8 protein-coding genes are annotated in these 13,136 nt (G+C 51.5%); 4 read left to right on the top strand and 4 right to left on the bottom strand.

The features are described from left to right. Positions 1-779: 779 nt before the first annotated feature. Complete coding sequence (locus tag MXE39_RS05285; RefSeq protein ID WP_246977634.1) at positions 780-1,205, bottom strand: hypothetical protein; 426 nt, start codon at positions 1,203-1,205, stop codon at positions 780-782. A 1,218-nt stretch (positions 1,206-2,423) separates the two neighbouring features. On the opposite strand from MXE39_RS05285, the gene MXE39_RS05280 reads away from it, so the two are divergent. Beyond that, positions 2,424-3,695 carry an O-acetylhomoserine aminocarboxypropyltransferase/cysteine synthase family protein gene (locus tag MXE39_RS05280; RefSeq protein ID WP_246977633.1) on the top strand — a complete coding sequence of 424 codons (1,272 nt, stop codon included), beginning with the start codon at positions 2,424-2,426 and terminating at the stop codon, positions 3,693-3,695. A gap of 300 nt (positions 3,696-3,995) precedes the next feature. Here the strand turns inward: MXE39_RS05280 and mpl are convergent, their stop codons facing one another. The 3 genes from mpl to MXE39_RS05265 all read right to left on the bottom strand — a co-directional run bounded on the left by mpl (position 3,996) and on the right by MXE39_RS05265 (position 7,625). After that, a complete protein-coding gene (mpl, locus tag MXE39_RS05275; RefSeq protein ID WP_246977632.1) occupies positions 3,996-5,369 on the bottom strand; it encodes a UDP-N-acetylmuramate:L-alanyl-gamma-D-glutamyl-meso-diaminopimelate ligase in 1,374 nt (457 codons plus the stop codon). Positions 5,370-5,690: 321 nt separating this feature from the next. Continuing rightward, positions 5,691-6,815, bottom strand: coding sequence for an FAD:protein FMN transferase (locus MXE39_RS05270; protein WP_247073841.1), 1,125 nt, complete (start codon positions 6,813-6,815; stop codon positions 5,691-5,693). A gap of 615 nt (positions 6,816-7,430) precedes the next feature. Then, the gene (locus MXE39_RS05265) at positions 7,431-7,625 is read right to left on the bottom strand and encodes a hypothetical protein (protein ID WP_246977630.1); all 195 of its coding nucleotides are present in this window, start codon (positions 7,623-7,625) and stop codon (positions 7,431-7,433) included. Positions 7,626-8,458: 833 nt separating this feature from the next. Between MXE39_RS05265 and MXE39_RS05260 the strand changes: the two genes are divergently transcribed. The 3 genes from MXE39_RS05260 to MXE39_RS05250 all read left to right on the top strand — a co-directional run bounded on the left by MXE39_RS05260 (position 8,459) and on the right by MXE39_RS05250 (position 12,632). Further along, positions 8,459-10,183, top strand: coding sequence for a proline--tRNA ligase (locus tag MXE39_RS05260; protein WP_246977629.1), 1,725 nt, complete (start codon positions 8,459-8,461; stop codon positions 10,181-10,183). Between the two features lie 429 nt (positions 10,184-10,612). Further along, on the top strand, positions 10,613-11,515 hold the full coding sequence (locus MXE39_RS05255) for a flagellin (RefSeq protein WP_246977628.1): 903 nt from the start codon (positions 10,613-10,615) through the stop codon (positions 11,513-11,515). A gap of 388 nt (positions 11,516-11,903) precedes the next feature. Beyond that, positions 11,904-12,632 (top strand): flagellin, encoded by a 729-nt coding sequence (locus tag MXE39_RS05250; RefSeq protein ID WP_246977627.1) that lies wholly within the window; start codon positions 11,904-11,906, stop codon positions 12,630-12,632. Positions 12,633-13,136 lie beyond the last annotated feature (504 nt).

The raw sequence follows: 13,136 nt of genomic DNA, 5'->3' as shown, positions 1-13,136 counted from the left end.
GGCAGTCAGCTACAGTGTAGCCCCTGGCCTGGCTGCCAGACCGCCATACTGGCTTAAGTTCGACCTGCACAGCCGTTCTGAACCGGCTTCCATGCTTGTAAATCCTGAATCCCGGCCGTCACAGACGGCCCCTTAACCAACACTTATAAACAGCCACTGCGTCTGCAACAGGAGCAAAATCAAGCGCCATGCCTGCAAAGCCATGCTATGCAAGGCCCGGGCTCCGTCCCTGACGGGCAAACCAGGCAATTGCCATCCAGGCATTCAAACAAGGTCCCAGTTCTGGCAGATCACCTGGCTGCTGAATGCTCTCAACGGCAGAAAAGTCTGTACCATGCTTATAAATCCTTCCTGGTAAGAAAGCTTTCCTGGTAAGAAAGCTTACCTGTACGGGAGCTCTCATACAGTCAGGCAATGGCTTCATAATCAGCTCCCTGCAGACAACGCAGCATGGCGCTGCGCATCTGCCCAGTCTTATCAGCAGCAGACTGCAAGGATGCGCTTCACATAAACAGCCGGTCTCAACCGCACCTCAAGGCTAATCAGGCTAAGCCGTCAACACTTCAGTCTGACCCTGTATGTGCACGAGCCCGGAAAAGGCAAAAGGCAGTATCACTCTGATGAGCAATACTGCCTTTTGCTTATGGGTGGAGCTGCTGCGCGATGCGGTGCAGCAGCACAGCGCGATGCTGTGCGGTGCGGTGCAGCACAGCTGCGCAGGCTTCACCGGCCGCTAATGCGCTGCCATTACCGGCCAGAATGCTGGCCTGGGAGTGAAATTAATACTGACGGATAACCAGAGACTGCCCCTCAACAATGGTGTCGGCCTGAACCTGAAAGTAACCTGCATCCATACCAGTTGCGCTGAGATCATAGGCACTGAGCTCACCAATGGCCTCACGACCACATACTATCTGCTGGGAGTGAACCTTGTTCAGGCGCATGTCCACGCCGTTGAGGCTGACATTTACTCTGCGGGCCAGACCAAGAATCATCACGCCGGCCACACCGTTTTGCACGCCCAGAATCTGCACTTTGACTACATCAGGAGAGGCATCTTTCCTGAGCTGAGAATACAGGGCACAGGGATTGGTCGGGGTCACACGCTGAGCTGTACCGTCAGCCACAGCTGGTGAACAGACTCCAGCCACGACAAAAGCGGCGGCAGCGGCGGCTATGCACAGTGATCTGAACTTCAGGGCCATTGAGATTACCTCCATCATTATCTGCCGCTCAGGGGCGACATTACCGTGTCATCAATGAAGCATCCAGTAACAAAGAAGCTTCAGGTCATCAATGAAGCATCCAGTCACAAAGAAGCTTCAGGTCATCAATGAAGCATCCAGTCAAAATGAAGCCTGAGGTTATCAGTAAACACCGGTCATCGACGACAGTAACAGTCATGATATAACGTCACAATGAGTAATGCATTAGGAGTACCAGGCTTTTTCTTTGTTATATTTTGCTCTGGAGCAAGAAACAGCAAAATGCCTTATATAGGCGCATTTCCCCGTAACGCCTCTTATATCAGTGCAAATTGCAGATAAATTCAGGTTTGGCTAGAAAACCATCAGATTTTGCGCTATGTTAGAGCCACTTTCAGTAAATTGTCCGAGCACATTAGCCCCAGACAGGGCGCTGGCCCAGAGCCGGCAATGTGCTCGCATCCTCACATGTTGATTCAGGACCTGAATTTCTTTCAGTACCAGGCCCCTGCCCCTCCCTTACACGTAAACCTCCCCCTTAGACACCAGTCTCTCCGCTGAGCCCCATGGTCCCAGGCGCTTTGCGCTGCCTGAACACAAAGCAGACCCGTCCCCCATGAGCCCTCCTGGCGTGCACGTGCAAATGTACCTTCCAACAGCAGCCAGCATAGTCCCCAGACCAGCCCCAACAGCAGGCCGGCCTGCTATAGCTGACCTCAGCTTAAATCCATTCCCGCGACCAATCCCCAGATGCCATGTCACACATCCTGACACAGTAGGCTGTCTGTCCCTGGCCAGCTGTGCCACACCTCTGCATGCAACAGGCTGCAGAACGTAACCGGTCTGTAGGTCAGCATAGCTGCAGAGCAACATTGCTGCCCCTGATGTCCCACTGTTCCATCAGCCCCAGAGGCCACACCTGCGCACAGCCCTGCTGCTGTGCTGTGTGCAGTCAAGGCGACTTCAGGGACTGCTGGCGGATGGCTGCACTGTGGGGCGTTATGTGCTCCTAATTTGAGCAAGGGCCATAGTAGTGGTCTGATTTTGGTGCAAAGAGTCAGCTAATGAGCTAAAAAGGCCCCACATAAGGGGCAACTGTCCTATATTAATAGAGCTGGATTCTCTCAGGCCCTGAGGCCTGTTTTTCTTTTAGCTCTGCAAGCAGCTGTGCACAATCTTGCCGGGCAATGTGCAATTTGCGATCAAAAGGAAACGAAAATGAAGTTCGCGACCAAATGTCTGCATGCAGGCTATAAGCCTGGAAACGGTGAGCCAGGCGTATTCCCTGTCTATCAGAACACCACTTATACCTATACCTCAACCGATGAAGTAGCCTCTCTTTTTGACCTCAAGTCTGCAGGCTTTTTCTACTCCCGTCTTGCCAACCCTACTGTTGATGCTGTTGAGAAGAAAATAACCGAACTTGAAGGCGGCGTAGGCGCTATCTGTACCTCCTCAGGTCAGGCCGCCTGCATGCTGGCCATTATGAACCTGTGTGTCAGCGGCGATCATCTGGTAGCCTGCTCCAATATCTATGGCGGCAGCATCAATCTGCTGGCCGTTACCCTCAAGCGCTTTGGCGTCGAGGTAACCTTTGTTGACGGGAGTCTGAGCAATGAGGAGCTTAGTAAGTACTTCCGCCCTAATACCAAAGCTGTCTTTGCCGAGACCATTGCCAATCCGTCCACCCGTATTCTTGATATCAGCCGTATAGCCGACCTTGCTCACTCAAATGGCGTACCTCTGATTGTGGACAACACCCTTGCTACCCCTTATCTGTGCCGTCCATTTGAGTTTGGCGCTGACATTGTAATGCACTCAACCACCAAGTACATCGACGGTCACGCCCTGAGTGTAGGCGGTGTTGTTGTTGATTCGGGCAACTTTGACTGGAGCGCCCACAAGGACAAGTTCGCCGAGTTCTCTGAGCCCGATCCTTCCTACCATGGCTGTGTCTATACCGAGAGCTTTGGAAGTGCTGCTTACATAGTCAAGGCCCGTGTCCAGCTTATTCGTGACATTGGCTGTCTGCAGAGCCCGCAAAACGCGTTTTACATCAATCAGGGCCTGGAGACTCTGCCTTTACGCATGGAGCGCTACTGCGCCAATGCCCTTGAGGTGGCCCGCTTCCTGTCTGCCAATGATAAAGTCGAGTCTGTATCTTACCCAGGTCTGGCCGGCTCATCTGACTATGGCCTTGCTCAGAAGTATCTGCCAAACGGCTGCTCAGGTGTAATCGCTCTGGTGCTTAAAGGCGGCCGTGATGCCGGTGCCCGCTTTATCGACAATCTCAAGCTGGTACGCCTTGAGGTTCACGTAGCTGACATCAAGAGCAGCGTGCTGCACCCTGCCTCCTCCACCCACCGCCAGCTCACAGATGAGCAGCTCTCTGCCGCCGGCATCGAAGCTGGCATGGTGCGCCTGTCAGTAGGCCTTGAGAATGTCAGTGACATCATCGAAGACCTGCGTCAGGCCCTCGATGCTGTCTAACCTGCCCGGGACGCCCCCAAAGGGCTGGCGGCTTGCTGGTGCATGGCTGATGCCCTGAGGGCGCAGCCATCCGGACCGGCCAAAGAAAAAGCAGGACTGAGAATGAACTCGGTCCTGCTTTTTTCATTGTGGACAGCTGAGCACCGGCTGCTGCAAGTGCTACGGCTGCTGACCTTGTCAGCAGCGCAGCCAGCCGGCCAAAAGCTTCAGGGCTTTAGCAGCCACAGGCCTTGCGCAGAGCTTTATCAGCCACGGGCCTGCGCAGAGCTTTATCAGCCATAGGCCTTACGCAGAGCCTTATCAGCCACGGGCCTTGCGCAGGGCATCTACCAGGCGGCCCTTGACGTTTTCAAAGCCGCCATTGCTCATGACAATCACATCAGTGTTGTCATCAACTGCAGCTACTACCCTGTCAATGAGGTCAGCTGTGGTGGTATTGATGATGTGCAGAGGCTTTGGACAGTCGGTAACCAGACGGCTCATATCCCAGCTTACGGCCTCATTCTGATAGACAAAGACCTCATCTGCAGCGCTGAAAGACTGACCGAGCAGCTCGGAGTTGGCGCCCATCTTCATGGAGTTGGAGCGTGGCTCAAAAACACATACTATGCGGCGCTGCTCGCCCATCTTCTTGCGCAGGCCGTCAATTGTGGTAGCAATGGCGGTTGGATGGTGAGCAAAGTCGTCATAGACACGCACATTACCAATCTGGCCAACCAGCTCCATACGGCGCTTTGGCATCTTAAACTCGGCCATGGCACGGGCACCTTCCTCAAAGGAAACACCGGCCTCATGGGCTGCCAGCAGGGCCATAAAAGCATTATGGGCATTGTGCAGACCAGTGGCATTGATGGTGACTGAACAGAGCTTTTTGCCCTCACGGTCCTTTACTGAGAACTCAGAGCCGTCGGCACTGTCGATGCTCAGCACATAAGGACAGCTATCTGAACCTGTGGCCAGAGGCTTTGCCCACAGCCCCTTGTCTATGGTGGACTGGACATTGGCATCATCGGCCGGATAAATCACGGTACCTGAGGAAGGGATGATGCGTATCATCTGATGGAACTGCTTTTTGATGTCTTCAATGGAATTGAAGATATCAGCATGGTCAAATTCAATATTGTTGATGATTGCGATATTAGGGTGGTAGTGAACGAACTTGGAGCGCTTGTCAAAGAAAGAGCAGTCGTACTCGTCAGCTTCAATGACAAAGAACTCACTGTCGGTCACACGGGCAGAGTAGCCAAAGTTCTCTGGTATACCACCTACGAGAAAGCCCGGATTCTTACCTGCATATTCGAGTATCCAGGTGAGCATTGCTGTAGTGGTGGTCTTGCCGTGAGTACCGGAGACGGCCAGTACAGTACGGGAACGCAGACACAGATCCTCAAGGAAGCCCGGACCTGACACATAGTTAAGGCGTTCATCGAGCATACGCTCGATTACAGGCATACCGCGCTTCATGACATTTCCGACCACAATGAGATCAGGCCTGATATCCAGCTGGGCGGCATCATAGCCCTGGTAGATGGTAATACCGGCCTCCTGCAGCTCATCGCTCATAGGTGGGTAAACGTTCTGATCTGAACCGGTAACCTTATGTCCTGCCTGCTTGGCAATAAGAGCAATACCTCCCATGAAGGTACCGCAGATTCCTAAGATATGAATATGCATGATGGTATGACTGTGTTAAAAGGGCAAACTGGTAACGCGCGCCCTGCGTGGCACCATATAGCGATGACCATATGGCGAGCACCATATAGAGGACATCATATGGCAGTCACCATATGGAGAGCACCATATGACGGTCTGCATATGGCTGGCTCCACAGAGCGTATCTGCAAGCCTGTGAGCCGAGAGCTCAGGGGCAGCCGTTCTGCCTGAAAAGGGCATGAAAAAGCCGGGTAATGCTCAAAGCTGTATGCTCAAAGTATTAACCCGGCATCTATTGTCGTCTAAAATCGCCGGAAATGCAGCAACTTCAGCTGTCCTGTCTTACTTGGCAGGAGTGATATTGTTATTTACTACGCACTTGAGGTAAGGCTCGAAGGTACGTGAGTAGGTAGCCAGCTGCTTGCCATTTTCGTCAATTTCAATGGCATAGACAGGCATATCGTTCTTATTGCCCCACTCTACAGCGGCCTTGGCACCCAGTACCAGCAAACCGGTATCAAGGGCATCAGTTACCATGGCGCTGCGGCCCAGTACTGATACAGATACGGTGCGGTGGTCAATTGGCTTGCCAGTATTGGTATTGATGACGTGAGAGTAGAACTTGTTGGTCTCTTCATCAAGGAAGAAGTTGCGGTAGGAGCCGGCAGTGGAGATAGCCATATCATGAGGGCAGACTACCTGATAGACACGGGCACCCTGGCTTAAAGGGTCCTCAATGCCTACACGCCAGAGCTTGCCATCAGGGTTACCACCCTTGGAACGGATAGCACCGGCAACAGCAATCATGTAGCTGGTCAGGCCCTTTTCATCCATAAGGGCAGCCAGCTCGTCAGCGGCCAGACCTTCACCAATGGTGGACAGGTCCAGAGCCACACGTGGATCGTGCTTGCGCAGGTAGGCGGTATTACCGGCACGGCGCAGTTCAAACTTGTCCAGGCCTACATAGGAACGGGTGGTCTTAATCTGCTCATCAGTTGGGGACTTCTTAATATCGCCCTGAGGACCAAAGCCCCAGAGATTTACCAGAGGACCTACAGTTGGGTCCATGGCCTGGTCAACCAGACGGGACTGGCGGATAACCTCTTCCATAATGCCAGCCAGATAGCCTGAGATTACAAAGTCCTCAGTACTGTCAAAGGCATTGAAGCGGGCAATTTCAGCTTCCTTGTCAAAAGAGGAAATGGCATCAGATACTTTCTTGAAGATGAACTCGGCATCATTACGCAGAGTTTCTTCACCGCCTGGATAGCCACCTGGCACAGTGATGTAGTAGAAAGTGCCAAAGGTCTTGCCATCGATCTTGGTTACGGAAGTGGACTTCTCGGTAACCTGGTCAGCTGGGCGGTCAGGCTCCTGGTCCTTGCAGCCAGAAAGGCTTAAGGTCATACAGGCGGCTGCAACAACAGCTGAAAGAGAAAGTACTTTCTTAAATTTAGTCACCATCATCCCCTTTAAAATAAGTTTCTGCAGTTACTGCTCACAGCCCGGTCAGGCTGCTTGTTCATAATACGACAGGCTCCGGCATTACTGCGCTTTCACCATTACCAGCGCCCGCCCCTGCACCTGCAACGGCATCATGCAGACAGCGAACAGCGCAAAATCATCAGGCCCGGCCCGGCAGCAGCCCAGGCGCCTGAATCACCCAGCCATACGGGATAACTGGCATATGCAGCGATCATACACCAAAGACAAATCAGCCATAAAGGCACGATCCATCTAAATATAAGTTATTTTGCGCTCCCGATAACATCCATAAACACGAATAAGCCACAAAACAGCGCAAAAAAAATCTACCCCGCCCGGCCAGCCATTCCAGCCTCATTCGGGATGGCCCCATATGACATGGAGCATCGTAACTGCATGCCCCCACGTCAGCAACAGGCTACGGGCCAGGACTTGACCGCTATGCTTCAGAGCAAGACTTCACCAGGCATGGGGATACATGCATGCTTCCAGGCTGACAAAAAAATTGCCCGCAGTCCCTGCCCTGTGGGCCGGTAAGACTGCGGGCATTTGATGCACGGTGCAGAACGTTGCCGTACATTGGCTGCCCTGGCTTTATCAGACCTGCTTGAAAGCGATATTGTCCTTGCCCTGGGCGCTCTCGTGCTCAGTATCGTTAAGGCACTTCTTGGTTGGCTTGCGTTGCTGGCCCTGGAAGCCGCAGGAGCTGTTGGTGCAGGCGACACAGGTCAGGCCCTCAAGAATGGCGTGAGCCTCGCTTTCAGACTTGAGACCGCCTCTCTTGAAAATCATGCCCATTGCCAGGCAGAAAACGAAAACCAGAAAAATGCCGAATGAAACCAGGTAAACCATAAAACACCTCAGTAGCCTGAGCTATAGAAAATTAACAGTGATCCTAAAAGATCTCCCGCTATCCCTGACCAAGCTGATCGAGCCAAAAGCTTTATCCGGCCTGAGCTTACTATTGAGCAGAGATTTATCAGCTGCCATGTGTCCTGGCAGCTGACCATCTATTTAACACCAGTGACCGCCTGATCTCAAGGAAAAAGCACGTTTTTAGCGACAAAGAACAGATAAGAATTGTCATTACTCAGCAATGACAGCTCAACGCCACCGCCATATCCCCACGATAAGGTCCTTCACTTAGCATCACGCCATTACCTGCCCTGCAGCTGTCCCGGCATCAGCCCGGACACAGAGGCGGCTCCCGCTCTGTGCAGCAACCAGTCTGCCTGCGAAGTAGTACCTCATGTGTCCGTATGCGCAGCAACCAGTCTGCCTGCGCAGTAGTACCTCATGTGTCCGTATGCGCAGCAACCAGTCTGCCTGCGCAGTAGTACCTCATGTGTCCGTATGCGCAGCATACCAGGCTCTCAGGACATATGAGCTGCAGTATGTCAGGGCAGCTCACTTTGATTGATTTGGTTTAGCTGCAAAGTGGTCATATAATGTCTGCGGATCTGAAAAGGCATATCTTTCAGGGATGCAGCAGCCCGGGCTGCTGTTAACTCCATAAGATACGCCCTTTGAGAACATGTCCAGAGCACAGCATTACGACCAGACCAGACAGGGACTGGCCTTGCTTATCTTTGGGGTCAATCTTTTCTTTAGGGTTTTATTTTTCCATGCGTACCAGTCATTACTTACTCGCAACTTTAAAAGAGAATCCAGTCGAGGCCGTTGTTGACAGCCACCGTCTGATGTTGCGTGCCGGTCTGATCCGCCAGGTAGCCTCAGGTATTTATAACTGGCTGCCTACCGGTATGAGAGTTCTCCACAAAGTGGAAGCCATTGTTCGCGAAGAGATGAACAAGAAAGGCGCCATCGAACTTTCCATGCCTGTGGTTCAGCCCGCTGACTTATGGCGTGAGTCCGGTCGCTATGTAAAGTACGGCCCTGAGCTGTGCCGCCTCAATGACCGCAAGCAGAATGAGTTCGTTCTGGGCCCTACCCACGAGGAGGTCATCACTGCTCTGTGCCGCTATGAGATCAAGTCTGCCCGTCAGCTGCCACTTAATCTCTATCAGATTCAGACCAAGTTCCGTGACGAAGTACGTCCTCGCTTTGGCGTAATGCGCGGCCGTGAGTTCATCATGAAGGACGGCTACTCCTTCCACGTTGACCACGAGTCCCTCGAGAAGACCTACCAGGACATGTACGATGCTTATACCAACATCTTTACCCGTCTTGGTCTGACCTTCCGTGCTGTAGAGGCTGATACCGGCTCCATCGGTGGCAACAACTCCCACGAGTTCCAGGTTCTGGCAGATGCCGGCGAAGACACCATCGCCTACTCTGATGAGTCAAGCTACGCAGCCAATATCGAAATGGCTGAGGCCGTAGCTCCGCAGGGCACCCGTGGTGAGCCAGGTGAAGCCTGCTCCAAGGCTGCTACCCCAGGCTGCCACAGTGTTGACGAGGCAGCTGCAGCCCTTAAGCTCGATGCAAACCAGGTTTTAAAGAGCCTCGTTGTACGCGGCGAGCCTGATGAGAATGGGCAGTATGACCTCATCCTGCTGGCCTTACGTGGCAATCAGGAGTTAAATGAGATTAAGGCTGGCAAGATTAAGGGCGTAGCCAATCCTGTTGAGTTTGCTACCGACGAGGAAATCTTCTTGTTCACCGGTGCTCATCCAGGCTCACTTGGTCCAGTAGGCTTCAAGGGCCGCGTGATTATTGACCGCAACGTCAACATCATGAGCAACTTTGCCTGCGGCGCCAACGAGGACGGTTTCCACTTAATCAATGTTAACCTCGACCGCGACATCACCGGCTATGAAGTAGCTGATCTGCGCAATGTTGAAGAGGGCGATCCAAGCCCTGATGGCAAGGGCCGTCTGCACCTGCGCAAGGGTATTGAGGTAGGCCAGGTTTTCATGCTCGGCACCAAGTACTCCGAGGCTATGGGCGCTACCGTTACCGACTCCAATGGCAAGGCTGTCCCTATGGAGATGGGCTGCTACGGCATCGGCGTAACCCGCGTAGTTGCTGCTGCCATCGAGCAGCACCATGATGACAAGGGCATTGTATGGCCTGACTCCATGGCTCCATTCACCGTAGGTATTATCGCTCTTGGTCTGGGCAAGTCCCCTGAGGTTGCCGAAGCTGCTGAGAAGCTCTACAAGGAGCTTGAGGACCAGGGCATTGAGGTTCTGTACGATGACCGCGATGAGCGTGCCGGCGTCATGTTCTCCGACATGGAGTTAATCGGTATCCCTCATGTGATCACTATCGGTGCCAAGGGTCTTGGCCAGGGCATTATAGAATACAAGAACCGCCGCAGCGGCGAGCGCGAGAACATCCCTGCAGACCAGATTCTCGACGCCATCAAGGCCAGAATCAACCGCTAATCCGGCAACTAATCAATCCCGGGCCTGCCTCCAGGACAGCCCCTGGATATGAAGCTGCAACAAAGCCCCGCACAGCAACGGCTGCAAGCCTTGTCCTGCGGGGCTTTTTGTTTCCAGCTGGTAAACACAGAATTAAAGTAACCTCTCAAAAAGACAAAGGCTTCACTGCGCTCCACTATGGCCCACTTCTCATCAGGTACTTTATTTCTTAATAAGGAAACGATCTCACAAATGATCCCATTTATACGTGCGTCTTACTATTATCGCATGTATCTATATAGATAATATTGCAGCCTTTGCATCGACAGCCTGTTAACGGTCTAATAACCAACTGCTGTCCCGTTACAGTTGATAATGCAGGATACTGCGCCAGAAATTGGACCCAGGCACCATTTCAGGCTAAATATACACACTTCAGGAGAGTTATCGATGGCAGTTTATGTAAATACCAATGTCAGCTCCTTAAACGGACGCAGATACCTAAACAACGTACAGAATCAGCTCACTACTACATACCAGCGCCTCAGTTCAGGCATGAGAATCAACAGCGCCAAGGACGACGCTGCTGGTCTGCAGATTTCATCCCGCTTAACCACTCAGATTAATGGCCTGAATCAGGGTAACCGCAACGCCTCCGACGGTATTGCCCTTGCTCAGACCATCGAAGGCGCCATGGATGAGACCACCTCCATGCTGCAGAAGATCCGTACTCTTGCAGTTCAGGCAGCAAACGGCACCAACACTGCAGAGGATCGCGCAGCTCTGAAGAAAGAAGCTGATGCTCTTGGTAATGAGATTACCCGTATTGCCCGTCAGACCAAGTTCGGTGGTAAGACTGTTCTTGACGGTGCTAACGATGATTCTATTTATACAAAGCCAGCTGCCGGTAATGATGTAAAAGGCAAAATGACCCTGCAAGTAGGCGCAAACAAGGGTGACACCATCGACTTTGAGGTCGAGACCACAATTATGTCGAAGCTTTTTGTTGCAGGCGCTGCAGGTGGTAATGCGCTATGGGATAAAGCTGCTGGTTTTACCCTTGCTACAGCGGACGATGCCAGCAAGCTAATTGCTGAAATTGATTCAGTAATTGCCAAGGTTGATGGTCAGCGTGCTGGACTAGGTGCTATCCAGAACAGATTAGAGAGTTCAATTCGCAACCAGGCTAATGTTTCTGCCAACCAGGCTGACGCCCGTAGCCGCATTCGTGACGCTGACTTCGCCGAGGAGTCTGCCAACCTGAGCCAGCAGTCAATCATTCAGCAGGCTGCTACATCAATGCTCATGCAGGCCAATACCCGTCCACAGCTTGGTCTGTCCCTGCTGGGTTAATAACGCTCACAAAGCCACTCCTTGTCAGCATAGCTGGCCAATGCAAGAGCCTGACTGATTTGCAGTCGGGCTCTTTGCATTTAAGGGAAAAGAACACTATTCAGTCAATGAGATTTAGTGCCCAGAGTGCACTCCTGGGTCTTTGCATACCCCTGCGTTTTACACAATATATTCAAATACTGTTATTTATATTGACAGTCATTACACAGATTTTTACAAAGAGCACTATGTATCTATTTTGTTTCTGCAGGTACGGTTGAATCGCGGTTTGTAGCTATGAGCAATTAACATTCTCTATACCGTTACTGAGCTTGAGAATTAATTTAGACACATAAGCGATAAATGGAAGCCCGATTCGACAATTACGGCGCTTTCAGGAGAGAAGACAATGGCAGTTTATGTAAATACAAATGTCAGCTCCTTAAACGGACGCAGATACCTTAACAACGTACAGAATCAGCTCACTACTACGTACCAGAGACTCTCGTCTGGCATGAGAATTAACAGTGCCAAAGACGATGCAGCAGGTTTACAGATCAGCAGCCGTCTGACAACTCAGATTAACGGTCTTAACCAGGGTAACCGCAATGCCTCCGACGGTATTGCCCTTGCTCAGACCATCGAGGGAGCCATGGATGAGACCACTTCCATGCTGCAGAAGATCCGCACTCTGGCTGTTCAGTCTGCCAACGGTACCAACACTGCTGAGGACCGCGCCGCCCTTAAGAAAGAGGCTGATTCCCTTGGTCGTGAAATTACCCGTATTGCTCAGCAGACCACTTTCGGCGGTAAGACTGTACTGGACGGCGCAAACGACACATCTATCTACGGCAAGCCAGCAGGCGGTAATGCAGACAGCGGCAAAATGACATTACAGGTTGGCGCCAATAAGGGTGATACTATCGACTTTGAGGTACAGACCACCATTATGTCCAAGCTGTTCGTAGCCGCTCAAGGTGCTAACGCAGCATGGGATAAGACTAATGGCTTTGTTATGGGTACAGCCGATGAGGCCAGTAAGCTCATTGCTGAAATTGATTCAGTAATTGCCAAGGTTGATGGTCAGCGTGCTGGACTAGGTGCTATCCAGAACAATCGCCACCCCCTATGGTGTTGACCCTTGCCAGAAAACCGCATATATAAGCCGTTTATAAGCAACTACCCTCGAGGTAGTTTTTTTATGTCTAAAATACAACTTGTATGGCAGTTAAATGACTCAAAATCTGTGTACAAACAATTGTGCATTTAGGTGTTTTTGATAAATATTATCATTTGTTTCACCACGCTATGTCGAAAGTAAATACATAATTATCTATATGATTTATAAAGGACGTAAGATATCGGATCGCGCCTAACGACACAACCATAGATACATAAGTCTAACTTTTACAGCTTAGAGCGTGTCAGCTCAAAGACAGATGCCAGTCAATATCCTCATTACTGGCTGGAGGATACCTACTTAGACGCATCATTCCATATAGTCTGACAATGTTTTGTATTAGGCATGGGGCCTTGGACCTTTTGAGCTACTAAAAAAAAATTTGAGTTCAAAAAGTCTACAGGATTAACCTGTAATGCAGCCTCAGCTACGGTCAGTTTGCTCCCTGTTATGGTGCGACAG

This window comes from Anaerobiospirillum sp. NML120511 (genome assembly GCF_023050955.1).
Classification (GTDB): Bacteria; Pseudomonadota; Gammaproteobacteria; order Enterobacterales; family Succinivibrionaceae; genus Anaerobiospirillum.
The sequence above is the reverse complement of the archived record's forward strand: the minus strand, read 5'-3'. Positions and strand labels throughout refer to the sequence as shown.